Origin of the sequence: Hymenobacter sp. AT01-02, assembly GCF_000961955.2 — a bacterium.
Classification (GTDB): Bacteria; Bacteroidota; Bacteroidia; order Cytophagales; family Hymenobacteraceae; genus Hymenobacter; species Hymenobacter mucosus.
In genome coordinates this window covers 43,885-70,836 of sequence record NZ_JZIR02000028.1, presented here as the reverse complement: position 1 = coordinate 70,836, position 26,952 = coordinate 43,885, and the positions used below count along the sequence as shown (strand labels likewise).

The window sequence follows — 26,952 nt, the reverse complement described above, 5'->3', positions numbered from 1 at the left end:
TCACTACAATTGCGACTACCGCCCCGGCTGCTTGGTTATAGGCATCAGATTATCACTAATGCCCTATTGCACTTCCAAGCGTTGCATTGCCTGCTCGCCAGTGGCGGTTTGGCAGCGTACCAGGTAGATGCCAGGCGCCAAGCCAGTTAAAGACAGAGTGTGTGTTCGGTTTAATGCATCGTCTTGGCGCACTGTACGTCCCGTTATATCGAGTATGGTAACTCGCACGGGGCGCGGGGCTTCTACCGTAGCCCTGCCCGTGGTAGGGTTAGGGTAAACTTGCAGCGGAAGGATGGTAGCCGCTGAGTTGGTGCTGAGCACTTGGCGGCGGGTAGCCAGCGCTACAATGCCCCCACCCTCTAACCCTAGAAACAGCTCTGGAACTCCATCACCATCCACGTCGGCAGTGGCGGGGGCGTACCGGAACACGGCGGCCGTACCCAAGCGGTTTTCCTGATACTGACCGAGTAGGGCGTTGTAAAACAGGTCGGTGCGGGCTAGAAAGGAGCTGGGCTGCGACCGGAAGTTGGAGTACATCCGAATTTCGCCCAGGGCATCAGCTGTCAGCAGATCGGGCTGGCCGTCGCCATCAAAATCGGCTACAGTGGGGTGCAGGGCAACCGGCCGCCGGTTGGCATTATTGCGCAGCTGGCCGTAGTCGTTATTTATCAGTACAAATGCTTGGCTGATGTTGTTTGCCCCCGTATTGCGGTAGTAGCGCAAAGACTGGCCCGGCGTATCCACCGAATTGGTACCCAGCAGCAAGTCTACTAGCCCATCCGCATCCACATCGGCGAAACACGGAGCATCGAAGGCGCGGCCCGGCATTCCGGCAAGGGTACCGGCGCTGACTAGGTTAAATGCTGCTGGCTGGCGAGCAGTGGCCGTGTTCAGCACGTAGGTGATGGGGTTGGCAGTGGCACCTTGCTGGTAGCCGGAGTACACCAAGTCCAGGACGCCGTCGCGGTTTAGGTCTACCAGAACAGGTTTTAGCGAAACTAGACGCCGGCTGGTAAAACCTAAGTAATCGTTCGTCACCAACGAAAAGATGGGTTTGCGGGCGGTGCCTACGTTGCGGTAGTAGCTCAGCGCAGCCCGGTAGTGCTGCTTGGGGTTGTTGCGGCTCACAGACCCCACTAGCATGTCTACCAACCCGTCGCCGTCTAGGTCGCCAAACGTAGGAGCGGCGCCCTCGCTCAGATCAATCATGCCTGCCTGCAAAAAATTGTTCTGCTGATACGCCAGCACGGGGGCTCCAGTGGCGCTGGTGTTGCGGTATACTACCACCGACTGCCGCGTCTCAACGGTATCTACGTTGTCGTAGAGGTTCGGGCTGACTACTATGTCTGGGCGGCCGTCAAACGTGACGTCCACGGAGTAGGCGGCGGGGAAGTTGGGTACTCGGGCAGCAGTAGTGCCCGTAGGAAAGCTCTGGTTGAGGCCGGCGCTGGTCATGCGTGCCTCCTGGGCGGTACCATCGTTGCGCAGGCTTACCAGTTCAGGGCAGTTGTCGCGCCCACTCAGCAAATCTTGGTCACCGTCCCCATCCAAGTCGAGCGCCGTGAGGTTGTACCCCCCCGTGTGGTTTGGACGCAGGACCGGGCGGCACTGGTCGGGGGCGAAGGTGAAGCTGGTGCAGCCACTTAAGCAGGCCGTAATACCACCCCAAAATTTGCTACCCTCCCTGAACTGCAAGCCCCCGCAGGCTCCCGTGGAGGTGTTGCGGTAGTAGTAGATGCTCGGTGCCGTAGAGGCGAAGTCAAATGTCAAAATGTCGAGACGACCGTCGCCGTCGATATCCTGAATGGCGGGTATGTTGTAGCCGCCCGTTATGATGTTGATGTCGCCACCAGTAGTAGGCGACGGATCGAAATAGGTAAGCTGATTGGTGACGAGTTGAAAGGATGGTAAGCCATTGGCCCCGGCCACATTGTGGTAAATGCGGATGTCGCCGCCGGAAGCGTAGGTAAACAAGTCGGGGCGGTTGTCGCAGTCGTAGTCACGCAGCAGCACCCACCCTTGCAGGCCCGTCGGAAACAGGCCTTCGTAAATGGGCTCGTGCTGCCAAACGCGGCCATTGTCGGTAGCCACGCTCAAAAAGGTAAACGAGCGGTTCTGGGCCCGGTCGAACACGTAGAGGTCGGGCTGCTGGTCGCCGTTGAGGTCAATGGTAGAAAATTGTGGAGAGTTGAGCCCCCCGGCCCAGGCATTGTGCAACGTGTCGGTGCCTTGCACTACTTTTGCGACGGCCCGAAATTCAAACCCAAAGGCCGATTGCGCCTGCGCGGCGGTAGTGGCGCTGCCTACCAGCACAGCCGTTACTAAAAACAGGAGACGTTGACGCATCAGCAACGGGGAAGAGAATGGTTCAGGTACGCAGCTTCTAAGATACGAACGAATCAGCATGATAGACATTGCGGCGCTCTACGCCCAGTTTCGGTCCGCCACCGCCGTTAGCACCGACTCCCGGCAGCCGCAGGACGGCACCTTATTCTTTGCCCTAAACGGCCCTAGCTTCCGCGGGCGCGACTTTGCTCCTCAGGCCTTGGCCGCCGGCGCCCGCCACGCCGTGGTTGATGACAACGCCCTGGCAACGCAAGACCCGGAGCGCTACACCTACGCCCCCGACCCCTTACTGGCTTTGCAGGAGCTGGCCCAGTATCACCGTCGCCAGCTGCGCATTCCAGTACTGGCCATTACGGGCTCCAACGGCAAAACCACTACCAAAGAGCTGGTATATACCGTGCTATGCCGCCGCTACCGCGTGCAATACACCCGTGGCAATCTTAACAACCACATTGGGGTGCCTCTCACGCTGCTTAGCATCAAGCCCGCAGAGCATGAGCTAGCCATTGTGGAGATGGGGGCCAACCACCAAGGCGAAATAGAGCTGCTTTGCCAATTAGCGGAACCTACCCACGGCCTTATCACCAACATTGGCAAGGCTCACTTGGAAGGCTTTGGGGGGGAGGAAGGAATTGCGCGAGGCAAGAGCGAGCTGTTCCGCTTCTTGGCACAAACGAACGGTACCGCTTTCGTCAATACCCTTGACGCCCGCCTGCCGGAGCTGGCCACCGTTGTCGCGGAGCGTATCACGTACCCAGGCCCCACTGATACCTACCCGGCCGAGCTGCTTAGTGCGGCTCCGCACGTAGTACTGCGCTTGTTTACGGGCGCCCCTGTGGAAGCGCAAATTACGGGCGGCTACAACTTTCCTAACCTGGCTGCCGCGGCCGCGTGGGGGCTCATTTTGGGGTTCCCAACGACAGCATTGGCGAGGCGTTGGCTTCTTATGCGCCTACCAACAACCGCTCCCAGCTGGTGCGCACCACCCACAACGAGGTAGTGCTGGATGCCTACAATGCCAACCCAAGCAGCATGAGCGCCGCACTACACAGCTTTGCTACCCGCCCCGGTGCTTCTGCCGCCAAGGTGGTCATCTTGGGTGATATGTTTGAACTAGGAGCCGAGAGTGAGTCTGAGCACCGCGCTCTGGGGCAACTCCTGCAAACGCTACCATTGGGCACCGTGGTTCTCATTGGTAGCCACATGCAACACGCCGCTGTGGCGCCCGGCTTCCACTACTTCCCTACCAAAGCAGAAGCCGCCACCTGGCTACGCGAGCAGCACCTGCAAGGCCAGCTAATCCTGATTAAAGGCTCGCGTGGCATGGGCTTGGAAACGCTGCTTGAGCATTTCTAATGCTGGAAGGCGGGGCACAGGCTGCGCACCCATTTTTTCCTAAACAGACAGCGCCCCTACCCTCTACTAGAAGGCAAGGGCGCTGTCTGTTTAGGAGTAGCACTCCCCTAGGAAGCCAGTGCAGTGTTCTTAGAAGGGGCTTTCAAGCTGAGCCAGGGTTGGCAGCACCTGGTCTTTGGCCGATACCGTGGCATTTTCCACCCCCCATTTGATTCCCAAAGCGGGGTCGTTCCAAAGCAGGCCACCCTCCGACTGCGGCGCGTAATAGTTGGTGCATTTATAGAGGAAGAGCGTGTTGTCTTCCAAAGCAGTGAAGCCGTGCGCAAAGCCTACGGGCACATACAGCATGTTGTAGCGCTGGGCGTCTAGCTCTACCATCACGTGCTGCCCGTACGTGGGGGAGTCCTTGCGAATATCCACGATGACATCCAGGGCCCGGCCCTGAGCAACGCGCACCAGCTTTGCCTGGGCAAACGGAGGCTTTTGGAAGTGCAGGCCGCGTACTACTCCCCGGTCGGAGCGCGACTGGTTATCCTGCACCCAATCTCCCACGATGCCGGCTTCGGTCATCTTCTGGGCGCTGAATGATTCAAAGAAGGCTCCCCGGGCATCACCGAATACGCGTGGCAGAACTTCCACCACTCCTTGAATATCAAAGTACTTGAACTCCATGTAGCAACAATTAATGGTATGAGTGGCTAGCGAGCCGCAAATTAGGCAGTTTTGGCTATGCTGGCACGCTTGGGCTGCACTTCCGCTACTACCTGCAGATATTTATTGAGTACAATTTGCTCGTCGAACTTCTGTTCGGCCAGTTGGCGGCCGGCCCGCCCCATCTGGGCCAAGGCCGGTGCCGGCAGGCGCAGCACTTGCAACATTTTCGCGGCCAAATCGGTGGCGCTACGCACCTCGCAAAGCAGACCGTTCTGACCATCGACCACGGTTTCGCGGCAGCCGGGCACGTCAGTCGTTACAATGGGCTTGCCCATGGCGGCGGCTTCTAGCAGCGTCTTGGGCGTGCCTTCGCGGTAGGAAGGCAGCACCACGCAGTCGGCCTTATGAATGTGCTCAGCTACATTGTCGGAAGTGCCCAAGTACTCTACATTGCCCGCCCGCAGCCACTCCTCAAACACGGCCCTCTTCACGCCTACCCCGCCCGATTCGTCAATACCGCCTAGCAGTTGCACGCGGGTACCGGGCGCGGCTTCCCGCACCAGACGAGCCGCCTCAAAGTATTCTTCCACGCCCTTTTCATAAAGCACGCGCGCAATCATGAGGAAGGTAAACGGCTCATGCCGAGTGAACTCAATGGCAGGCCGAAACTTCGTGGTGTCGATGCCGGAACCAGGCAGCAAGTCTGTGATGCGGGCGTCTACCAGGCCATTTTGCAGGAACAGCTGCCGGTCGTCGTCGTTTTGAAAGAACACCCGCTTGGGAAAGCGAAAAGCAAAGCGGTAGAGTCCCAGAGCTACCCGGCTCACCAGGTTTTTCACAATAAACACCGTGCCCAGGCCCGACACGTTATTGACGCTAGGAATACCAGCCAGCCGAGCCGCTATGGTACCATAAATGTTGGGCTTGATGGTGTACTGCAAAACGACGTCGGGCCGCTCGCGCCGGTAAATGTCGTAGAAGCGGCGCGTAAGCAGGGCATCCTTTACAGGATTGGTGCCCTTGTTTTCCATTAAGATGGGCACGTAGCGGCAGCCCAGCTCGGTTTCCAGGCGCTGGGAGTAGGCATCGGGGGGAGCAATGGCGAGTACCTCGTGCCCAGCAGCTTGCAGGGCCAATACCAGGCTACGTCGGAAGTTCCAGATATTCCAACTCGTATTAATGACAATAGCGACGCGCATTCTGGGGTGATGAGGTAAGCAACGGAGTAATGAAGTGCACAAAGGTAGCGTTCCTACGTGGGGTGATGGGAGGAGTTTATACCGTTCTAGGTTTTTACGTACCAGCACTTCACTACCAATCTGCCTGGGCTACCTTTGTACCCTATGTTTGCTTCCACCACGCTACTGCGCCTGCACTTGGTTGTTGTGCTGGCTTTCCTACTTTTCTATGCACTCAAGGCTGGCCTACTCCTGCTAGGCCGCAACGAACAATTACGGGCCTTACGGGCCCGCACCCGCATTGTCGATTCGGTGCTGGGCCTACTGATTTTGCTCTCGGGTGGTGTGCTATTGGGGTCTTACCCCAGCACCATACCGGGCTGGCTCTGGCTGAAGCTGGGTCTCGTACTGGTGCTGCTGCCCACCGCCATTGCCGCCATGCGCCGTCAGTTTAAACCAGGAGTAGTGATTACCCTACTCGGGTTTGTGTATGTGTATGGCTTAGCTGAAACGGGTAGCCCCGCGCTACAGTCGCCGACGGCCGCGGCCCGCGTCGCTTACTCCGGTGGCTTGGCCGAAGCCACCGCAACCCCCGAGGCAGCCCCTCCCGTTGACACCACCGCCCAAAGTACAGCCACGCTTTCTGCCGCCGATCAGGCTACCTTAGCGGGTGCCACCGAGCCAATTCGTACGGAAGCGGCGGCCATGGCTACCCCGCCGGCCGAACCTGAAATAGACCTAGTAGCGGGCAAAACCTTATTTGCTCAAAACTGTGCTGTATGCCACGGTCTCGACGGCAAACTGGGTTTAAACGGTGCTCACGACCTCACCCGTAGTAACCTCAATGCCACTGGTCGCGTGTACATGGTGAACAACGGGATGGGCAAGATGCCCAGCTTCCAGAAAAAGCTCACTGAACAGCAGATTCAGGAAGTAGTGGCCTACTCGCTCACCTTAAAATAATTGTCTGGATTTGCGCAGCCGCCCACCTGCTACCTGCCCATTCCAGCTCTCCTGACCTTAAGCTCCCCATTATGGCAAACAAACCCACTTCCAAAGGCCGTAAGCCGGGCAACAGCACCCGCCACCCCGGCGCCACCGACGGCGTGAAAGGCCGTGCCGGCCGCATCTTAGCCAAAGCCAACAATAACGGCACCTACGATACCGCGCCCGAGGTAGAAACTGCCGTACTGGTAGCAGTACCCGACAAACGCCAGCCCGACGCTCGCACCCAAGAATACCTTGATGAACTGGCCTTCCTGGCCGAAACGGCCGGCGTAACGGTTACCAAGCGCTTTGTGCAGCGCCTGGAAAAGCCCGATATCCGCACGTTTGTGGGTGAGGGCAAGCTAGCCGAAATCAGTGCCTACGTGCAGCATACTGATGCCAGCATGGTTATCTTCGATGATGACCTCTCGCCTTCGCAGTTGCGCAACCTAGAGGCAGAGCTGAAGGTTAAGATCGTAGACCGCTCCCTGCTCATTATTGACATCTTCGCCAGCCGCGCCAAGTCGGCCACGGCCCGCACGCAGGTAGAGCTTGCGCAGTACCAGTACTTGCTGCCTCGCCTCACAGGCCTCTGGACTCACTTGGACAAACAGCGGGGGGGAGGTGTAGCCCAGCGCGGACCGGGCGAAACGGAAATAGAAACGGACCGCCGCGTAGTGCGCGAGCGGATTGACCTGCTCAAGGAAAAACTCAAGGATTTCGACAAGCAAAGCCACACCCAGCGCAAGTCGCGGGGCGGCGTGGTGCGCGTGGCGCTGGTGGGCTACACCAACGTAGGCAAAAGCACCATTATGAATCTGCTGAGCCGCTCCGACGTGTTTGCCGAGAACAAACTCTTTGCTACCGTCGATTCTACGGTGCGCAAAGTGGTGCTCGACCACGTGCCATTCTTGCTTTCCGACACGGTTGGGTTTATCCGTAAGCTCCCCACTCGCCTCATTGAGAGCTTTAAGAGCACCCTTGATGAGATACGGGAGGCCGACCTGCTAGTGCATGTGGTAGATATCTCCCACCCCTCATTTGAGGAGCACATTGCCGTGGTAAACGACACGCTGAAGGATATTGAAGCGGCCGATAAGCCCATGCTACTAGTTTTCAATAAGATTGACCAGTACAACCCCGATGCCGAAATTGAGCACCACGGTGGCTTCGAGGGCATGAACCCCGAAGAAGATGAGGAGGCCCCAGCCTCCCGCCCTACCCTGGAGCAGTTTAAGGCAACGTACATGGCACGCATGCACGACCCAGTTATTTTCATTTCGGCCACTCAGCGCGAAAACATTGAGGAACTGCGCGAGCTGCTGGCACGCCACGTGGCATCTATTCATCAGCAGCGCTACCCCAACACCTTGCCTCAAGTAGATTACGAACAATAAGGTAGTCCGGTAAGGCTGTTGCTTACGCGCCTGGTTTGCTGTAGCAAGCCAGGCGTTTTTGCTTTCTCTCCAGGCCAATCCCGCTACTGCAATAGTCAACGCTCAGGGTTACGCCCTTGTCTGGTGTAATAGTCAGCTTGCTAATCCTACCATTTATCAGGTTTTTATTTGAATTATTTATAATAAATAGTAGATTAACACCTCATATTTTCAAAACAACTCGCATTGCTCTGCAATAGGCTTGTTCTGTGTTTCTCACCCTCCACAACCACTTTTTTTGATGAAGAAAACTTTTACTTCTCTCGCATTATTGGCTATCAGCGGCATGGCTGCCACCGTGCAAGCGCAGGATGCGCAACGCGCCAAGGTGAGCAATATCGCCTTCACGCTAGACCAGCAGGTTCGGCGCCGCTGTTCTACCATGGACGTCCTCACCGAGCAGCTGGCCAGCAACCCGGGCATGGCGCGGCGTATGGCTGCCATTGAGGAGCACACCCGCCAGTTTGAAGCCAACCCTACTGCCCGCCGCACTACCGCCGCCCTCACTATTCCGGTAGTGGTGCACGTGCTCTACAACACCACAGCACAGAACGTGTCGGATGCGCAGGTGCAGGCCCAAATTGATGTTTTAAACCAAGACTTCGCCAAAACTAACGCCGACGCCAGCCTGATTCCGGCGGCCTTTGCTGCTAGTGCAGCCAGCGCCAATATTCAGTTTACTTTAGCGAAGCGCACGCCCACTGGCACCGCTACCACGGGCATCATTCACAAGCAAACCAAGGTAAGCTCCTGGAGCTCCAACGACGCAGTCAAGAACTCCAAGCGCGGGGGCGACGACGCCTGGGACGCCAGCAAGTACCTCAACCTTTGGGTGTGCAACCTAGGCCAAGGCCTACTGGGCTACGCACAGTTTCCCGGCGGCTCACCCGCTACCGATGGTGTAGTAGTACTCTACTCCTCACTGCCAGGTGGCACCGCCAAGCCCTACGATAAAGGCCGAACGGCAACTCACGAAGTAGGCCACTGGCTGAATCTGCGCCACATTTGGGGCGACGCCAGCTGCGGCAATGACTACGTTTCGGATACGCCCACGCAGCAGACCAGCAACTACGGCTGCCCGTCCTTCCCGCACGTAACCTGCTCTAATGGCACCAGCGGCGACATGTTCATGAACTACATGGACTACACGGATGATGCGTGCATGTACATGTTCTCCAATGGCCAGGCTTCGCGCATGAACGCTTTGTTTGCTACCGGCGGAGCGCGGGCCTCTTTGGTGACTAGCACGGGCGGCACCGCACCGCGCATGATTGCCTCCACGAGCAGCACTGACCTGGATGTGCAACTCTATCCCAACCCCACCAGCGGCAAGCTGATTCTGCAATCTAGCTTGGAGGAAGCAGCCGGAAAATGGTCGGTGAAGGTATATGACCTGCAAGGGTTTGAGATGAAACAGCTGCGGACCGACGACCCTGCTACGCTTGACGTAGGTCGCCTCCCCAACGGCCTCTACCACGCAGTGCTGACCAACGGCACTACCACCGTTCACCGTCGCTTTCAGAAGGAGTAGCCGCATGCTTCAATAGAAAACTTCAAAGCCGGCCTGCTGCAACAGGCCGGCTTTTGTATGCTCAGTGGGCTGTAACCACTGCGGTGGGGCATTATAGTGCTAACAGTACTACCTAACTCCAGCAGCAAAAGTGAAGATGTACAAGCTACTCCCGCTGCTGATAAATAGGCCAAGTACATAGACACATGCGCCTAATATCATTCGGTTATATAAATATCTACAATTAAACAGGCTATATATTGATATAATTTCAATAAATTGTCGGCCTTGCTCCCTTTACCACAACCTACACACCCTTTCATCTGCTTCACACAAAATCGCCACCCTACTAAGTTCTGCCAGGAAAACTTACTTACCTCTGATAAGCACTGGCTCCCTGTCTTGTTGCAAGTGCTTCTTTTCAACGTAGACTGCGGCACCACTGGCGCAATTCGTGGGCACTACTATTCTGGTAAACCTACCGCAGTGCGTTGCGCTGAGCAGAACCCAAGTCGTAGGCAGTTCATCAAAGATTCGCAACCCTGAGCGGTGGCCATACCCCTAGATATGGTTCTGCTTAGTACCTTTGATTATGAAAAGACCCGCTGAAACCAGCGGGTCTTTTTTCTTGCTACTGCCGCTTTCTAGTCAGGGCCTCGCCTGAGCATAACTATTTGGAGGGCGCAACAGTAAAGAGGCCTGCACCCCTTTTTCTTGCTGCCGATGAAAACGCTATATCTGATGCGCCACGCCAAGTCGAGCTGGGATTTCGACGACCTAGACGACCACCAACGGCCCCTCAACGACCGAGGCCGCGACGATGCCCCCCGCATGGGCCAGGCGCTGGCGAAGCGTGATATTCAGCTGAATCTGCTCCTGACGTCTCCCGCCGTGCGGGCCCTGAGCACCGCCGCCTTGGTAGCAAAGGAAATAGACTACCCCCACGAGAAGATTCAGGTGGTAGAAAGCATTTACGAAGCTACCGTGCTGGACTTGTTGCAAGTGGTGCGGCAGTGCCCCGACGAGGCCGATTCGGTACTGCTGGTGGGCCACAATAATACCCTGACTGACTTCGCCAACTTGCTTTCCCCAAGTTCTATTCCAGACATGCCTACGGCATCTATTGTGTGCATTAAGTTCTCGTGCGCACACTGGGCGGAGGTAGATCAGGCCAACGCTGAGTTTTATTTCTTCGACAAACCCAAAAACAACGACTAGAGCCCTGCTCCAGCCGTGGCAAGTTGGTTTTTGCATACCCAGCGGCTGGCGTAGCTAGTGTATCTCACCCAAATGGAAGACATTAAACCGGCCACCCCCCAACTACTCAACCGCGAACTAAGCTGGCTTGCCTTCAACCGCCGTGTGCTGCAGGAGGCCCAAACTCCAGCCGTACCGCTCTTGGAGCGGCTGAAGTTTCTGGCCATTTTTTCGAGCAACCTCGACGAGTATTTTAAGGTGCGCGTGGCTACGCTGCGGCGCCTGGTAAAGCTCAAGAAGAAAACCCTGGCTAAGCTAGGAGAAGACCCTGCCGAGCAGCTTAGCGCCTTGCTAGCGGAGGTAGGCCGCCAGCAGCAGGAATTTGGCGACACATTTCGGAACCAGATTCTGCCGGAGCTGCGCGAACAGCACATCCACCTGATATCTGAGCACGACCTGAACGAGGAACAGCGAGCGTGGGTGCAGCAGTACTTCCGCGACAACGTGCAAGACTTGCTTTCGCCCGTGATTTTGGACGACAACTTGCACCACTTGTTCCTGCGCGACCAAAGCGTGTACCTCACCGTCTACCTCACCCACCCCGTAGACAAGAAAAAGCACGACGAAGAGCGCGTACTAGCTATTGAGCTCCCCACCAAACGCCACGGTGGTCGTTTTGTGCAACTTCCCGCTCAAGGCGAGGACCGCTACGTGATGTTCCTGGACGACGTGATTCGGTGCTGCGCCCATGAGCTATTCCCGAAGTATAAGAAGGTGCAGGTGCACGCTATTAAGCTCTCGCGCGACGCTGAACTAGACATTCAGGAGGAGGTATCGGGCAATATGCTCGCCAAGATTAAGAGCAGCTTGCAGAAGCGCGAAACCGGCTACCCTGCCCGCCTGCTCTACGACCCCGCCATGCCCAAGGAGGTACTACGGGCCGTGATGCAGAAAACGGGCATTGGCAAAGATGAGCTAGTAGAGGGAAGCCGGTACCACAATTTCCGTGACTTCTTTGGCTTCCCTGATCTGGGCCTTCCGCATCTGAAGTATGAGCCCCAGCCTGAGCTGCCCCACCCTACCCTGCCACGCAGCGGCAAGATGCTACCAGCCATTGCCGAGCGCGACCACCTGCTTCACCTCCCTTACCAGAGCTTCGACTACGTAACGCGCCTGATTACGGAAGCGGCGCAGGACCCTCAGGTTAGCAGCGTCAGCATTACCCTGTACCGCGTAGCGGGCAAGAGCGAGGTAGCCAAAGCCCTGCTGAAAGCAGCCAAAAACGGCAAGCAAGTGACGGTGGTAGTGGAGCTGAAAGCCCGCTTTGATGAAGAGAGCAATATGTTCTGGGCGGAGAAGCTTCAGAAGGCGGGTGCCAACGTCATCTTCGGTATTCCGGATTTGAAAGTGCACAGCAAGCTGCTCCTCATCACGCGCGCCGAGGAAGGCCAAAATAAGCTCTACGCCTATCTCAGCACCGGTAACTTCAATGAGGTAACCAGCGGCATCTACGCCGACCACGGCGTCTTTACGGCCCGCCCGGAACTCACGCGTGAGGTAGCAGAAGTATTTCGCTACTTCCAAGACCGCCAAGACAAAACTGGGCAGTTTGAGCACCTACTGGTAGCTCCTTTCGAGCTTCGCGAGAAGCTCAACGCTCTCATCGACCACGAAATCAAGCTGGTGCAGAAAGGCAAGGACGCGTACATCATTCTCAAGCTAAATGCCCTGCAAGATGAGCGCATGATCTTGAAACTCTACGAGGCTAGCCAAGCCGGGGTGCGCGTGGAGCTACTCATCCGGGGCATTTCTTGCCTGGTGCCAGACCTACCCGGCCAAAGCGAGAACATCAGCCAGCGTGGCATGGTGGACCGTTACCTGGAGCACGCACGTGTATACGTGTTCGGCAATGGGGGCGAGGAAAAAGTGTACGTAGCATCGTCCGACTGGATGGCTCGCAACTTGGACCGCCGCGTGGAGGTAGCCTTCCCCATTTTGCAGGATGACTTACGCGCCGAGGTTCGCTACTTGCTAGATCTGCAACGCAAAGACAATGTCAAGTCGCGCGATTTCCACAACCGCTTTATTGGTCAAGAAGACGTGGAGGCCGGTAGGGTTCAGGCCCAGTTGGAAACGTACCAATACCTCAAGAAGATAGCAACTGCCAAGAAGCGCAAGAAGTAAGCGCCAACAACAAAGAAGAAGGCCGCAACTAGGTAGTTGCGGCCTTCTTCTTTGTTGTTGGATCACGAAGCCACAGGCTGCCGCCTACTTGTTCACTGTTTTCTTCAAGAACTTACGCGGCGGCACTATAAATACCTCTAGCGAAGCGTAGGGGGCACCCGCCATCTTGCTGTCGATGATTTTCACCCGGTTATCATTGGTGCGGTCAAAGGCGTCGAAGGCGTAGTTGTAGCGGTAGCCGCCCTCCACCCCAAACCATAGGAAGTCGTAGATCTCTCGCTCCCAACGGCCGCGGAACTTCACTTCCGTTTCGCGCAGCTCCAGTGTGCGCAGGTCGATGCCCTTTTCGCGGCGCAGTGGCTGCCGCAACTTGATGATGTAGTTCAGGCCGTCAACTGAATACCCCGCAAAGAACAAGGACTTGGGCGAAGCATTGTAGCGCATAGTCACGCGGGCTGGGAAAATGGCCTCTACGCCCCAACGGTCGTTGAAGGTGCGGTTGTAGAGCACGGCTGGGTAAATGCTTTGCCGCCCGAAGGTATACCCTAGCTGCACCCCCACACCCCAGGAAAACGTTGGGCTTCGCTTCCAGCCGTACAGAAATTCAGAAGATACCCGCAAGTAATCCCGTACGCTCAGCTCAGAGGAGGTATAGTCACCGCTCAGTTCTCCTTTCAACCGGAAAATGTACCAGTTTACGGCATTCACCGGCCGGATGATGGCGAGCTGGGCACCGAGTGTTTTCAGCCCTTTGTCTTCAATGTTATCATACAACTCGTAGCCGGTAGGGTACTGCTTGAACTTAAACTCCTCGCGCTCATAGTTGATACCAAGCAGCATTTTGAGGTGAGGACGGTTCCAGAATGGAATGTAGCCTTTCACCACCAAGCGGGCATTTTTCTCAGCCTGCGACTTGTAATCATTTAACCCCACGGCTTTACCATCCGACGATATGTTGAATCGAGGCATGCGCTCATAGTGGAAGATAAGGCCCTTGCTGGGGCCCATGCCAATCACAGAAGGCGTGGCAAATTCCTGAGCGGCGCCTACTTGGTCGGCGGCGGCGGTGTCGGTGGCAACAGGTGCTGGCGGTGGGTAAACTGGGGGCGTGGTAGGCGTTATCTGAGCTTGGGCAACTGCCACAGTACCCATTGCTACTGCAGTAGTTGCGAGGGGCTGCCGCAGTCGGCGCAAAAGAGGGAAGGATGGCGTCATACGACAGAAAACAAGACCGGGATAAAAGACGAAAAGACGTCAGGCTAGCCTTAACGTCTTTTCGAAAAAAAGGATGAGGTTGAGCAGCAATCGAAGAATGAAAGGTTCATTACCCTTTTTCTCCTCCGGTCTGCTACGGTGGTTAGAACAGGAAGTCGAAGCCCACGAACACCAGGTTTTCTTCACCTACCGAGTACGTGGCATTGATAACAGCCTGCTTCAGAATGTCGGCCCACACGCCACCACCTACGGCCGTATGGAAGGCCCGAATGCCATTGCGTGTATCGTATTGCGAGTACACCCGGGCGGCATCGGCCAGGCCCATGATACCGAACTTGCCGGGTACAAGGTAAGCGTTGAAGGTGAACAGCTGAATCCGTACCTCCGCATTGGCGTACACCGACGAGCGGCCGGCAAAGCGCGTGCGCCGGTAGCCGCGTAGGTTGGTGGTACCGCCCAGGGTATTAGCCTGGTAGAAGCGGTAGTCGCCTAGGTTACGATTGGCTCCAATGCGGCCTGCCCACGTTAGCTGGAAGGGGAAGTTTGGGGAGAGGTAGAAGCGGGCTTCGGTAGCCAAGCGGCCGTAGCTGAGCTTTTCTCCGTTGAGCTGGTAGTTGTACTCCGCCGAGTTGTAGAGACGCAAGCCAATGCGAGGGTTCTTCGGGGAAGAAGATGCGTCCAGATTCAAATAGGCTTTACCACCGAGGTAGCGGTTCAGGCCAAAATCGGAGCTGCGAATACCTACCGCAGCGTCGCTTACGCCATTGTTGTTCTCATCAAGGCCGCGTTCAATTTCGCTACCAATCTGGCTCCGGTCGATGCGCACTTGGTCGTACTGCGGACCAAAACCAAATTTTAAGAAGCTGAACACATCCTTTTCCAGCATAGGCGCCACATACAAGCGCGAGAAACGAATGCGGTACGTGTCGTTGATGTCGCGGGCACGGGTGTCTCTATCATCTGCTAGAATGTTACGCGTGTCGTTGCCCAGGCCAAAGTAGTTGTACAGCAGCTGCGGGCCGTACAGTTGGGCATTTACGCGCAGATCCAGCTTGCCAAATAAGTCTACAAAGTGCCCGAGGTAGCGCACATTGTAGGCGCTCTGCGAAGGCGAGTAGTTAGCGGCCAGGCTTTGCTCAGTGGCGTAGGGTGCCTTGCGGAAACCATACGTACGGTACACTACCCCGCCACCGAAGAAGAGGCGGTCATCAACATTGTACCCAAAGTAAGCCGTAGGGCCGAAGTAGTTAAGCGTGTAGTCCTTGCGGTCAGTGCGAGTGTGCACGTCATAACGGCTCACGTCGATACCGGGCTCTAAGCGTAGGCGTGCATCCTTACCTGCCGAGATAACGTTGCTGGTGTCGGCATCATAAATCTGCAGCTTATGGCTGATACCCGATACGCTGGAGCGGTTCGTGATGCTGTCCTTGTCGGTACCACCGATGAGGCGCACTTTCGGGCCGCTTTTCACGTCGCCTTTCAGCTCGTAAATGTCCTCGCCAGCAAAGCCGTAAAGACGAATCTCCTTGGTCACTTTGTTGTCGAAGGTGCGGTCAAAGAGGATTTTGGTTAGCTCGCCTTCCTTGTTGATTTTCTGCACCGTTACGTGCGTCTTGTTATCGGGCAGGCGCTCTACTACAAACTTCTCGCGCTTTTTGGAGCCTTTCACTTCCGTTACCTTGCTGAGTACTTCGTAGTAATCGGCGGCTACTTGGGGCAGCAGGTCACGGCGGTTTTTCAGCTTGGCAATAATTTCGGGGCCGTGCAGCTTGTAGATCTGCTCGGGCCACCGCTCCCGGAAAGCTTTCTCGATGATATCATCGGTAAGAGCGGCCTTCATTTCTTCGGCCTGCTTCACCCAATCTTCCTTGGTCACGGAAGAGAGGTACACCCGGTCGTTGCTGAGTGCCGTTAGGTTCAGGCCTCTCCAGTCGGCGTAGTCTTCGCCGAAGTTCTGAAAGTTGCGAATGGCCCACTTGCGCGAAGCCAGGTAGGGGAAAATACCGTCACCCTTGAAGAAGGCAATGTCACGGTCTTCTGGTACAGCCGTAAATTTCCGGTCGCCGTCCTTATCTTTTTTCTCGGCCCAGCGCCACTGGTCTTCGTGCCGGTCCCAGTCGCCAATCCACATGTCGAAGAGGCGGGAGCGAGCAAAGGCTTTTTCGTTGACGCGGTTGTCGTTGTCGTCGGTGATGCGCTCAAACACCTTATCAGTGCCCACTAGGTTCTTGGCGTTGCCCAACGACTCCACGTTGCTTTGGTCGTCCTTGGCATCTTCCTCAATAGCACCCGGCGTGTTGGCGAAGCGCGGCAAGTACTGGCCCAGCAAGGGGTCTTGCGGGATGTAGCGCAACTCAGGGTTGGTGTGCAGAATGCCGGCCGCCGTACCCAATGGGGGCAGCACCAGAGCACCATAAGGATGCTGCGCCGAAATCTGATCCTGCAAAATGTCGGCGGCGGCACCTTCGCGCAGAGCCTCGGGCAGTACCGCCGAAGGATCCTTGTTGAGGCTGCGAATGGTGAAGTTGCGCCCTTCTTCATTGCGCACTTTCAGAGAAGCGGTTTGCTTGCCCCCTCCAATTTTGTAAGGGGTAAGGCCGCCCTTCTCCGTGGCCAAGTCCAGCACCGGGAACTTCACGGGCGTAGCCCACTCTTCGCGGTAGTGCTTACCAAAAAACAGCTTGTGGATGCCGCTACGGTCGAGGTAGTTGGGGTTTACCGCTACCGTAACTGTGCTGTCGCGGAAGTTGGGGCGGTTGCCCACGAATCCGCTGCTGGTACTATCCTTGGCAGTAGCACCACTTTCCTGGGCGTAAAGTGCCGCGCGGAACACCCGGCGGCCTGTTTCGCCTTGGCCTTCCGGAATAAAGTATTCTACCCAAGCCTCGCCGTTATCGTAGTAGTTGACGCGAGCAAACCCCTTCTCTTTGTCGGAGAAAAGGGCGTCGCCCCCATTGCCGGGCTTCACGTGCTGAGTTTTGCAGCCCGAGCCGCTGACGATGTGGTTCAGGTTGCCTTCCTTGAAAAACTGCAGGTTATGCTCGTGACCTGCGGCGTACACCACGTTGGGATACTTCTGGAAAATTTCCAGCATGCCCTTCTTATACGCTTGGTAAAGCGGGTGGGCAATATCTTGACTTACGCCACCATACTTCCGTGCAAACGGGTAAATGCTACCAATGACGGGTAGTGGAATAAAGGCATATTTATAAACGATCGACAGCGGGAAGAAATGGTCACCCAAGGTGAAGTAGCCCCCGTGGATACCATCAGAAAACAGCGGGTGGTGCGCTACCACCATGATGTTCTTGCCTTTGTTGCGGGCAATAATATCCTCTAGCTGCACAAAGAAGTCCGTCTCATTGGCTACTCCGCAGCCACTGTTCGAGCCGTAAGGCCGTTCGCCGTTGGTTTGCAGAAACCACTGCGAGTTCACCCCAATCATTACCACATCATCCTGCAAGCGCACCTCAAACGGGCCGGGGCACGCGTCGCGCGGAATAAAGAAGTCGCCGGTGTACGCAAAGGCCGCCGAGTCCTTTGTCATGTAGTTTTCCACGAAGCGCTGCTGGCGGTTCACTTGGTCTACGCCGCCTCGTAAACCCTGCTTCCAGTCGTGATTGCCCGGAATCATGTATTTCTCGCCGGCGTAGTTGCGCAGAATATCGAGCTGGTCAGTGATGCGCCGCTCAGATTCTTTGCGGTCGTAGGCACCTTCCTCGGGCATACCATACTCGTAGATGTTGTCGCCGAGATAAATGGTTGTGCTCTTAGCTCCGGCCGCCATAATTTGCTTGCGCAGGTAGTTCAATGACGGCTCTCCCCCCTGCTCGCTCGCAATGGGCTTACCCACGTCACCAATCAGGAAAATGGTGTAGCGAATGCGCGAACTATCGGGCGGAGTAGTTGATTCCCACTTTTCGCCCCCGCTGCGATAATTGGGGCGCGTTGGATGGGGCGTTTGGACAGGCTTTTGTGCTAAGGCTGGGTGCAATGTGCCACCAGCTAACAGCAACATCAGGCCATAGGATGAAAAACGTCTTCTCATACAGAGAGGCAGAATACGAAAGAGCTTTGTACCGGCGGGGTTCCGCGAGCTATCAGAGAGCAGGTTATGAAAAATACGGTAAACTTACCGAGCGTACACAATGTTGCGGGAGCAAAAGAGGACGTGCCTGCCCTACGCAATTTCATCTGCTTCGGTTCAGTGCCTCCTCTGTAAAACCTGAACTGCTCAGTTGCGTTCTAATTCGAGCTGGACTTTTTGGCCCTGCTATTCTTTTATTTCCCGCCGCATGGAAACTCTCCCGACGTTCCCGCCCGCCAAAACGAAGGCGGAGATTATTAAGCAAGCCAAGGCCCACATTACGGCACTGTTCGAGGAAAAACTTCCTCCCGGATTGGTATACCATTCGCTCAAGCATACGGCTACCGTTGTGAAGGAAGCGCGCGCCCTGGGCGAAGCGGCTGGCCTTTCCGAAGCCGACCAGGAAGCCTTGGTGCTAGCCGCCTGGTTTCACGACGCTGGCTATGTAGACGTATACGACGGGCACGAGTACCGCAGCATGGAGCGGGCCGAGCAGTGGCTAAGCCAGCAGGGCTACCCCGCCGAGCGCATTGCCGTCATCAAAGACACGATTCGGGCCACGCACCGCAATGAGTCGCGCGATACGCCTTTGCAGCAGCTGCTTGTGGATGCCGACATGAGCAACCTGGGCCGCGAGGATTTTTTGGCTAATGCCGAGCTGCTCCGCGCCGAGTGGGAAACAATGCTGGGCAAGACCTACACCAATGTGGAGTGGGCCGAAAGCCAGCTTGATTTCTTAATCGGCTCAAAGTACTACACCGACGCCGCCAAAACCCGCTACGCCGAGCAGTACAAAGCCAACGTGCAGGACCAGCGCGATAAGCTAAAAAAGACCGAGAAAAAGAAAAAGAAGAAGAAAGAGGAGGCCGAAGGTACGTTTGCAGAGCCGAAGCGGGGTATCGAGACCATGTTCCGCACCATGTATAGCAACCACATGAAGCTCTCGGACATGGCCGACAAGAAGGCGAACATGATGATTTCGCTGAACGCGGTACTCATGTCCTTGATTATCACTTATTTCGGCGCCAAGCTAGGTGGTAAGTCGGCGGCACTGAGCAACGTAGGGCTCCTACGAAACCCGGTGGTATCCATTCCTATGAGCATTCTGCTTATCACGGCGCTGGGCTCGGTCGTAACGGCTATTCTGTGCGCCCAACCCGATGTGACCAGCTTCAAGTGGCTGAAGCGCAGCCCTCAAATTGCGACCAACCGCCGCGTGAACCTGCTGTTCTTCGGTAACTTCAGCAAGCTTAGTCTCGACAACTTCCAGGATGGCATGAATGAAATCATGCGCCAAAAAGATGCCCTGTACACCAATATGATTACGGACATCTACTACCTCGGCGACGTACTCACGCGCAAATACCGACTCCTGCGCCTGAGCTACACCATCTTCATGGTAGGCCTGATTTTGACGGCACTGTCCTTTGGTATCGTTCTGCTATACAAGTCGTAAGCAACTCACGGGGCAGTAAAAAAGAGCGGGCTACCAGGTGTTCCATAGGACAGAACACCTGGCAGCCCGCTCTTTCTTTAAGAGGTTGTTTACTTCTTCTCGCATACGGCCGCTAGCCCTTGTAAGGAGCGGCCTAAGAAGCGGTGCATGCGCCGAAGCTGCCCGAACCGGACGAGACGGTGGCGGCTGGCAATATGGCCGTAGCGGAACTCCAACGTAACCAGGCAGTGCTCCAGGTCAACGGTTTCGAGGTAACAAAAGAGCAGCGAATTAGGAAAAAGGCGGAAGTGCGAAATCTTCTCCACGTACTCTAAGCGGTCATCATCGTCTTGAAAGCGCTGCACCGCTTGAAAATCAATCTGCCCTCGGAATACATCCACCTTATAGCTTGTTCCGAGGCGACCTACCTTGGTCACATCGTAGTGCACGGCAGACGCACCTTCCATCCAGTGCGGCCGCAAGCGGAAGTTAGTCAGCACGCGCAACACGTAGGGGGCTGAGGCCCGGATGGCCCGCCGCACTTTTATGGCACACCCGCGGCTAGGCAAGGCGGGGTTGGCATCGGGGGAGTTTAGCAGCAGGCGCAAGGGCGAAAGGTGGGCGTAGCGGTAGCCGACCTCCCCGAGGTGCTCATAGAAGGTAGAGCCGTGGAGCAGGCGCGTCCAGGAAAAGCTCCGCGCCAAGTCCTCGGCCGACTGGGTTTGCACGTAACCATCCGACAGCAACACATACTCCGAGCCGGTCACGTTGTTTTTGAGTAGGCGGTGCACCACAATCACGTCGCGCCCCATTAGCTTGGTGTACTCCCGAATTTGGGCCACGCTCACGACTCCGTAGTGTACAATAATTTTGAGCGTGAGCATCTGTTCGGCCAGTACGGCGCCCAGTTCCGAGCCCGTGTCGCGCTCCACCAGGCGCAAGTAGTTCTGGAAGTCGAGGTAGATGCGGCGGCACTGTTGCACCAGTTCGCGCACCGTGGGCGGCGGCCCTAGGCGGTAGAATAGCACGGCGTCGCCCTGAATCTCGTTTACCTGCAAATCCAGAATGTTGGCTTCAATCAGAATTTCCAGCAGGTCGGCTACCAGATAAGGGGCCTGGGGGCTTTCAGATTCCTCAATAAAGCGCGTAAAGCCGCTTATGTCCGGAATGAACAGCAAGGCCGGCACCATGCCCGTATCGTCCGTTTCGGGTAGGCGCGGGCGGTTAGCCCCAGCGGATCGGCGGGCGGCGCGCATTTCATCCAGCAAGCCCATGTAGCGAGGGGAGAGGGAATGGGAAGAACAATGAAAATCAGGACCGAAAGGTACACTACCCCCACGTACGGGGAAAGCGCTAATTTGGGCAACCGAGGCTTTCCCCGTAGCTTTGCCAAATCTATAGTCCTACTTGGCTGCGTAGTTCAACGGATAGAATAAGGGTTTCCTAAACTTTAGATGTGGGTTCGATTCCCGCCGCGGCTACTACATCACGAAAGAAACCGACAGCGGGAGTTGGATAAGAGGCCTAGCAAGGCCTGTTTATCCAACTCCCGCTGTCGGTTCTGAGCAGCAAAGTGCCGGGCGCTTAGTCAATAAGCCCTTGACTCATAGCGTAGCGAATGAGAGCGGCCGTGTTCTTGGCTTGGGTTTTCTCGATGATGTTTTGGCGGTGGGTTTCAATTGTGCGCTTGCTAGTGAACAGCTTATCGGCTATTTCCGCGTTCGTGAGTCCTTCGCCAATCAGGCGTAGCACTTCCATCTCTCGGCCCGACAGCTCCCCTACTTTGCGGCCAATGATTCCCGCTGTTTCGGGCGTGCCGCGCTGCACTACCTTATTGAGCATGTCGAGCCCAATCTCCGACGACAGGAAAGGCCGCCCCGAGGCTACTACCCGGATGCCGTAAATGATTTCGCTGCTGTCTGCATTTTTGAGTACGTAGCCCAGGGCACCGGCTTGCAGCATTTGGTGCACGTAGTTTTCGTGGTTGAGCATGGACAGAGCCAGCACGCGCACCGTAGGAAACTGCTCCCGCAGAATAGCCATGGTAGCAAAGCCGTCTAGCACGGGCATGTTGATGTCCATCAACACCACGTCGGTGGGGGTAGACTCCAGCAACTCTAGCAAGGCCTGCCCATTGCCGGCTTCTCCACTTACTTCAATTCCGGGCTCATCCGAAAGTAATGCTCGAATTCCATTCCGCAGAATGGCATGATCATCAGCCAGAAGTACTCGAATCATAAAGTGAGGTCTAAAACCAGACACATATCTAACTCATACCCCAGGTACAAAAGACCTAAGAGATTCAGGTAGGGTCGTAAGGTAGTACGTAATTATTCGGGACCGGATATATCCATTTTTTCAGATGGAGCCCGTCTTGAGTTGGCATTATGCTCTTACTGACGAGCTTATCACGTCGGCGGCAGTGCTCAAATGCGCGCATAGGTACACAAAATGTCGGTATAGGTTGCGTAACCCCTCCCACTAAGTGGCAGCACCCGTCTGGTGTTTTTTGCTTCTATGCACGCTGAAACCTTGATTACCAGACCAGTATTTACCCGACATTGGACAGGATTTTTCCTGGCCAAAACCCGTACTTACACTGTTTTTAATCGTACTCAGGACTCATACATTTACAGTTTTCCGACCTGTTCTTCACTCCAGCCCCACCATGGAAGTGTACCGCGAAATCCTACCCCAGAGCTACCTGCTCATCCTAACCGATACCGACCCTACCGATGCTGGGGCCCCTGCCGCCTCCCTGGCTTATGCCCTGCGCCGGGCCAGCCGTAGCGGCAAATCCAGCATTTGGGTTGATTGTAGCCACCTGCGCCGTTTGCCACTCTCGGCATTGCGCATACTGCTGCGCTACTACCGCCGTCTACAACAGCGCAACGTGTCCTTGGTACTATGCCACGTGGGTACGGCTGCCCATCAGCTGGCGGCTAAGCTCCCCACCGCAGCCTTTCCGGCGGTATTGCCATCCTTGCTTGATGCGGAGCGCTACTGCAACCGCCGGCAGTCGGCCGTACCGCTGGCAGCCTGAACGCAGCTAGCCTACAGTAGCCCCGCCAACCCACTAATGGTGAGGGCCACAACGGCCGTATTGAACCCAAACGATAACAGCCCATGGAGCAGGCACAGCCGCCGAATACGGCGGCCGGAAATGCTCACATCGGCTGTTTGAGCCGTCATGCCTATCACAAACGAGAAGTAGGCGAAGTCAAGGTAGTCGGGTTCCGGCTCGTTACCTGGAAACTCTAGTCCGCCTACCGAGTGGCCGGCCGCTACCCCATAAAACAGATGCGCGTATCGCAACGTGAACAGCGTGTGCACCAACAGCCACGCCGTAGCTACGCCAGCAATACTTGCTAGCACGTGCGGCCATAGCAATGGGTCGGCAGTTTGGCGCATGGAGGCCAGCAGCACAACTACTGCAACCAAGCTCGCCCCGGCAGCCACCAGCACGAAGCCAAACGAGGCGACGCGGCCCGGATCTTCGCGGGTAGCGACGCGCCGAATGTCATGCACATCGGCGGTAAGGATGATGGCCCAGGTAAGCAGTAGCGTGCTCAGCGCAAACCCGTCCCACGCTACTAATAAGCGCAGGAGCAGGGGCCAGGAGCTAGGTATTAACGCGTAGAGCAAGGCCGCCGGTAGTACGCCCAACGCTAATCGTTGCCAGGCTGGCAACTCTGCCACTCGGCGCATAAGGAACCCATCAGGAGTAGAGGAAGAAGCCGCCAAGGTGCCGGGAAAATAGGAAAACGAGTGTACGGTTTAGCTTCGTCTACGGATATTGGCTTGCAGATGCGCTTGCGCTACTTGTTGCTCCGCAAAAGCACCAACCTATACTACTTGCAACAAACCAGGCCTCAAGTTGCTTACGGGGCCTACTACTCTCCTGGGCACTGCAAACGCAGCTAACTAGCTCGCCAGCAAGAAAAGACCAGCAGAACATGCACAGGAACGATTAAGCTACAGTGAGAAGCTTGGGCAAACTATTAGGGTAGAGGCAGGCATACGGGCATGTGTTTCCATATCGCCCCGAAGACCGTACCTTGGAGCCCTCACTGCCTTTTATTTGCATGAACCCTGCTCCCTTATCCGGCCTCTACGCTCCCTCCCTTAGCTTACTCACCGACCTCTACCAGGTTACTATGGCCTACGGCTACTGGCAACAGGGGCTGCAAGACCGAGAAGCGGTATTCCATCTGTACTTCCGCAAGGCGCCCTTTGGCGGCGGCTACGCCGTAGCAGCGGGCCTAGCCTACGCCGTTGACTTGCTCGAGAATCTTCGTTTCTCGGACGACGACCTTGCGTATTTAGGGAGCCTGAAGAGTGCCACCGGAGGAGCTATGTTTCCCCAGGCCTTTCTCGACTACCTACGCGACCTGAAGTTCACCTGTGATGTAGATGCAGTAGCGGAAGGCACCGTTGTATTTGGCAACGAACCCCTGCTACGGGTACAAGGCCCCCTACTACAGGCGCAGTTGGTAGAAACCGCGCTGCTCACGCTCGTTAATTTTCAGACGCTGATAGCCACCAAGCATCGCGCATTCGCGAAGCCGCAGGCTCCGACACGGTGCTAGAATTTGGACTGCGCCGTGCCCAGGGCGTTGATGGGGGATTGTCGGCGAGCCGGGCTGCTTACTTGGGCGGGGTTGATGCTACCTCGAACGTCTTGGCCGGTCAGCGCTTCAACATTCCTGTGAAAGGCACCCACGCCCACAGTTGGGTAATGGCCTTTGAGGATGAGCCTACCGCGTTTGCTGCCTATGCCAACGCCTTCCCCGACGATTCTGTGTTCTTGGTGGATACCTACGATACTCTGGAAGGCGTGCGCCATGCCATTAGCGTAGCCCGCGAAATGCGCGCTAACGGTCACGAGTTGGGCGGTATTCGCCTCGACTCCGGCGACCTTGCTTACCTCAGCCGCGAGGCGCGGGCCTTGCTCAATGAAGCTGGGTTTGAGAAGGTTCGCATCGTAGCCAGCAACGACTTAGAGGAGAACCTTATCACCAGCCTTAAGCTACAAGGTGCCCGCATCGACACCTGGGGCATTGGTACCCAACTCGTGACGGCCTACGACCAGCCTGCTCTGGGAGGTGTGTATAAGCTGGCGGCCCTGCGCAAACCCGATGATTCGGGCTGGGACTTCACCATCAAACTATCTGAGCAGCTAGCCAAAACCAGCATCCCCGGCATCTTGCAGGTACGCCGTTATGAAAGTGAGAAGGGCCAACCCCGCGCCGACATGCTCTATAACGTAGCCGAGCCCCTACCCGAGCGCCTTACCATCATCGACCCCCTCGACGCTACCCGCCGCCGCTCGGTGCGCCCCGAAGCAGCCTACCGGGAATTGCTGGAACCCATTTTCCGCCGCGGCAAGCTAGTACATCAACTGCCTACTCTAGAGGAAAGCCGCGCCCGCGCCCACCGCGAGGTCCTCAGCCTCGACCCCAGCATCCGCCGCTTCTTAAACCCGCACGTGTATCCCGTAGGCTTAGAAGAAAGTCTCAATACCTTCCGCACCAGCCTAATTCTGGAGAAACGCCCGCTGCGGCCAGCTTAGGGTATCAGTATTCACGAAGGCCTGACTGTTATAACAGTCAGGCCTTCGCACTTTTCAATAATTCCCTTGCCAGCCCGTTTCCTCCAAATCTATTTTCAACTGGCTAATTCTTGCTTCCAGCTGCCGCTTTTCTTGCAGATACTGTTTCACTTCCAACACTCCGGCACTACGTTGTTCCAGTAGTGCTTCCAATTGGCGACGGAGTCGCCGCAAGCTCGCGGCTTTTTGGCGCAAAGCGAAGTCAGCCGCCTTTATTTCTCGCACTTCTGCTGACTCTACCGAGGAAGGGTCAGGTACTGTACTAAAGCTGGGAAGCCCCCGTTCTTCAGGTAACACCTGCTGCCCAGTTTGCTGGGTTGGAGCGCGCCGAACAATCTGTCGGAAGGCGGGGGCTGTAATCACGATGTTTCCCTGGTGCGTTTGGATATGCCACTTAGTTTCACCAGTTGCTGAGACTCGACGACTTATATCCTCTATTTCTATCTCTTTACTTAGCCTAATGTCTATATCCATAGACACAAATGATGGCTCGGGAAATACGAGTGTAGCTGGAGCCACTACGAATGAGAAGAAATCGTCTTTATCCAACTGAATCCACTCAAATATGTAGTCAATATCGAAGCTGATATCCTTACCAAATTGTACGGCATATATGCGAGCATCATGCCAGCTCATTTGTTCAAAATCATTCTCTGTCCAAACCCACTTTTCCAACGGATAAGACATAGACATACTACGCTGATCCAAACTTCTTCCAAAGCTTAGGCAGCAACTTCGGCAACTGGCTTTCAGTCCAATCTTCGCCCTTAGTGAACGAATCCGAATCATAATCCAGTCCGCGGGAAGCCGCTATTTCCCTAGGGAAGGTTTCGTCTTCCTCTTCTTTGCCAGTGCGCTTTTGAAAAGCCGTAGTTGCAACTGATAGAAGCTCCTCAAAGTCTTGGTATGGGGCATCAAGGACGGCTGCCAGCGTGTCGGGCTTATCCAGTGCGGCTTTGAAAACGCTTTCCCCTTGCCCAACCAGCCAGCACCGAAAATACAAATAGCTGTCGTCGGACACGTAGCCGTCGAGGATCTTTTGAGCAGCCATAATACCAAAGTCATCGGCCTCAATTAGGCACTCGCACAGAAGGCACTCAAAATCAATTATCTCTTCGGGCGCGTACTTCTCCAGGCTGCTGATTAGCTCTTTCTCCTGCAGTCCCTGGTCGCCACCCGAAGCCTTTTTGGCTGAATCTATCAATTGCCAGAATTCTTTCTTATCCATTGTGCGTGCTACTAGTGTAGAGCTAAATAAGGCAAAACTCTGCACTCCTCCGACTAAAGCCTGTACCTGCTAGGCCTATAGCAGTAGCTACTTTTGCTCCGTATTCGTTGTACTAGCAACTCACCTGCCGCCGGCCGCTCTCCTAGGCCGCCACTGCGGCCCCAACAATTATAAGCATGTCAACCTTGAAGTTTAAGACCAGCATCAACTGTGGCAACTGCGTGCGCGCCGTTACGCCCTTCCTCGACGCCGAAGCCAGCGTAGAAAAGTGGAACGTGGACACAAATAGCCCCGATAAGATTCTCACGGTGGAAGGCGAGAACCCTATTCCCGAGCTGATTATGAAATCTGTGGCTCAGGCAGGATTCGACATTGAGCCAGCGTGACCTGCGCCGGCTCTAGTAAAAGCAGAGGCCTCCCTGAATTCTCAGGGAGGCCTCTGCTTTTATTGGCTTGAATTATCACCTGTCATACGCTCGATCAAGAAATCGTCCCAGGTTTTGTACAGCTGCGTGTAAGGCCAATTGT

The 26,952-nt window shown here is 55.9% G+C and carries 20 protein-coding genes, 1 tRNA gene and 1 pseudogene; 12 read left to right on the top strand and 10 right to left on the bottom strand.

Annotated elements, in window-relative coordinates; translation table 11 throughout:
• Nucleotides 1-63: 63 nt before the first annotated feature.
• Nucleotides 64-2,346 (bottom strand): FG-GAP-like repeat-containing protein, encoded by a 2,283-nt coding sequence (locus VI25_RS11070; RefSeq protein ID WP_045689979.1) that lies wholly within the window; start codon nt 2,344-2,346, stop codon nt 64-66.
• Nucleotides 2,347-2,404: 58 nt separating this feature from the next.
• Between VI25_RS11070 and VI25_RS11065 the strand changes: the two genes are divergently transcribed.
• Nucleotides 2,405-3,346 carry a UDP-N-acetylmuramoyl-tripeptide--D-alanyl-D-alanine ligase gene (locus tag VI25_RS11065; RefSeq protein ID WP_316934312.1) on the top strand — a complete coding sequence of 314 codons (942 nt, stop codon included), beginning with the start codon at nt 2,405-2,407 and terminating at the stop codon, nt 3,344-3,346.
• Complete coding sequence (locus tag VI25_RS28475; RefSeq protein WP_316934311.1) at nt 3,322-3,702, top strand: glutamate ligase domain-containing protein; 381 nt, start codon at nt 3,322-3,324, stop codon at nt 3,700-3,702. Before VI25_RS11065 ends, VI25_RS28475 begins: the two co-directional genes overlap by 25 nt.
• 129 nt (nt 3,703-3,831) lie before the next feature.
• On the opposite strand, the gene rfbC is transcribed toward VI25_RS28475, so the two are convergent.
• A complete protein-coding gene (rfbC, locus tag VI25_RS11060) occupies nt 3,832-4,374 on the bottom strand; it encodes a dTDP-4-dehydrorhamnose 3,5-epimerase (RefSeq protein ID WP_045689978.1) in 543 nt (180 codons plus the stop codon).
• A gap of 41 nt (nt 4,375-4,415) precedes the next feature.
• Nucleotides 4,416-5,555, bottom strand: a complete 1,140-nt coding sequence (locus VI25_RS11055) for a glycosyltransferase family 4 protein (RefSeq protein ID WP_045689977.1) — start codon at nt 5,553-5,555, stop codon at nt 4,416-4,418.
• A gap of 144 nt (nt 5,556-5,699) precedes the next feature.
• Here VI25_RS11055 and VI25_RS24045 point away from each other — a divergent pair, with 144 nt between their 5' ends.
• The 5 genes from VI25_RS24045 (at nt 5,700) to ppk1 (ending at nt 12,848) form a co-directional block, all read left to right on the top strand.
• Complete coding sequence (locus VI25_RS24045) at nt 5,700-6,497, top strand: c-type cytochrome (RefSeq protein WP_052695483.1); 798 nt, start codon at nt 5,700-5,702, stop codon at nt 6,495-6,497.
• A gap of 71 nt (nt 6,498-6,568) precedes the next feature.
• Nucleotides 6,569-7,918, top strand: coding sequence for a GTPase HflX (hflX, locus tag VI25_RS11045; protein WP_082455494.1), 1,350 nt, complete (start codon nt 6,569-6,571; stop codon nt 7,916-7,918).
• Between the two features lie 280 nt (nt 7,919-8,198).
• On the top strand, nt 8,199-9,488 hold the full coding sequence (locus VI25_RS11040; RefSeq protein WP_072144799.1) for a M43 family zinc metalloprotease: 1,290 nt from the start codon (nt 8,199-8,201) through the stop codon (nt 9,486-9,488).
• 702 nt (nt 9,489-10,190) lie between these two features.
• Nucleotides 10,191-10,685: a SixA phosphatase family protein gene (locus VI25_RS11035; RefSeq protein ID WP_045689976.1), complete on the top strand. Its 495-nt coding sequence runs from the start codon at nt 10,191-10,193 to the stop codon at nt 10,683-10,685.
• Nucleotides 10,686-10,757: 72 nt separating this feature from the next.
• Complete coding sequence (ppk1, locus tag VI25_RS11030; RefSeq protein ID WP_045689975.1) at nt 10,758-12,848, top strand: polyphosphate kinase 1; 2,091 nt, start codon at nt 10,758-10,760, stop codon at nt 12,846-12,848.
• An 84-nt stretch (nt 12,849-12,932) separates the two neighbouring features.
• Here the strand turns inward: ppk1 and VI25_RS11025 are convergent, their stop codons facing one another.
• Together VI25_RS11025 and VI25_RS11020 are read right to left on the bottom strand one after the other, a co-directional pair.
• Nucleotides 12,933-14,063: a DUF6268 family outer membrane beta-barrel protein gene (locus VI25_RS11025; protein ID WP_045690154.1), complete on the bottom strand. Its 1,131-nt coding sequence runs from the start codon at nt 14,061-14,063 to the stop codon at nt 12,933-12,935.
• Between the two features lie 142 nt (nt 14,064-14,205).
• Complete coding sequence (locus VI25_RS11020; RefSeq protein WP_236705014.1) at nt 14,206-18,111, bottom strand: BamA/TamA family outer membrane protein; 3,906 nt, start codon at nt 18,109-18,111, stop codon at nt 14,206-14,208.
• Between the two features lie 247 nt (nt 18,112-18,358).
• Between VI25_RS11020 and VI25_RS11015 the strand changes: the two genes are divergently transcribed.
• A complete protein-coding gene (locus VI25_RS11015) occupies nt 18,359-19,606 on the top strand; it encodes a Pycsar system effector family protein (RefSeq protein ID WP_045690155.1) in 1,248 nt (415 codons plus the stop codon).
• An 89-nt stretch (nt 19,607-19,695) separates the two neighbouring features.
• On the opposite strand, the gene VI25_RS11010 is transcribed toward VI25_RS11015, so the two are convergent.
• Nucleotides 19,696-20,859: a DUF2652 domain-containing protein gene (locus VI25_RS11010; protein WP_052695551.1), complete on the bottom strand. Its 1,164-nt coding sequence runs from the start codon at nt 20,857-20,859 to the stop codon at nt 19,696-19,698.
• A 135-nt stretch (nt 20,860-20,994) separates the two neighbouring features.
• Between VI25_RS11010 and VI25_RS11005 the strand changes: the two genes are divergently transcribed.
• Nucleotides 20,995-21,066 (top strand) — tRNA-Arg (locus VI25_RS11005).
• 103 nt (nt 21,067-21,169) lie between these two features.
• On the opposite strand, the gene VI25_RS11000 is transcribed toward VI25_RS11005, so the two are convergent.
• A complete protein-coding gene (locus VI25_RS11000) occupies nt 21,170-21,823 on the bottom strand; it encodes a response regulator (protein ID WP_045690156.1) in 654 nt (217 codons plus the stop codon).
• Nucleotides 21,824-22,253: 430 nt separating this feature from the next.
• Between VI25_RS11000 and VI25_RS10995 the strand changes: the two genes are divergently transcribed.
• The gene (locus VI25_RS10995) at nt 22,254-22,628 is read left to right on the top strand and encodes an STAS domain-containing protein (RefSeq protein WP_045690157.1); all 375 of its coding nucleotides are present in this window, start codon (nt 22,254-22,256) and stop codon (nt 22,626-22,628) included.
• 11 nt (nt 22,629-22,639) lie between these two features.
• Here VI25_RS10995 and VI25_RS10990 read toward each other — a convergent pair whose 3' ends face one another.
• Entirely contained in the window at nt 22,640-23,329 is a 690-nt protein-coding gene (locus VI25_RS10990; RefSeq protein ID WP_236705013.1) for a DUF1345 domain-containing protein, read from the bottom strand.
• A 341-nt stretch (nt 23,330-23,670) separates the two neighbouring features.
• On the opposite strand from VI25_RS10990, the pseudogene VI25_RS10985 reads away from it, so the two are divergent.
• Nucleotides 23,671-25,157, top strand: a pseudogene (locus tag VI25_RS10985) (nicotinate phosphoribosyltransferase).
• 54 nt (nt 25,158-25,211) lie between these two features.
• Here the strand turns inward: VI25_RS10985 and VI25_RS10980 are convergent.
• Nucleotides 25,212-25,883: a hypothetical protein gene (locus tag VI25_RS10980; RefSeq protein ID WP_152981577.1), complete on the bottom strand. Its 672-nt coding sequence runs from the start codon at nt 25,881-25,883 to the stop codon at nt 25,212-25,214.
• Nucleotides 25,884-25,890: 7 nt separating this feature from the next.
• A complete protein-coding gene (locus tag VI25_RS10975; RefSeq protein WP_052695651.1) occupies nt 25,891-26,424 on the bottom strand; it encodes a DUF4240 domain-containing protein in 534 nt (177 codons plus the stop codon).
• Nucleotides 26,425-26,600: 176 nt separating this feature from the next.
• Here VI25_RS10975 and VI25_RS10970 point away from each other — a divergent pair, with 176 nt between their 5' ends.
• A complete protein-coding gene (locus VI25_RS10970; RefSeq protein WP_045690407.1) occupies nt 26,601-26,810 on the top strand; it encodes a heavy-metal-associated domain-containing protein in 210 nt (69 codons plus the stop codon).
• Nucleotides 26,811-26,952 lie beyond the last annotated feature (142 nt).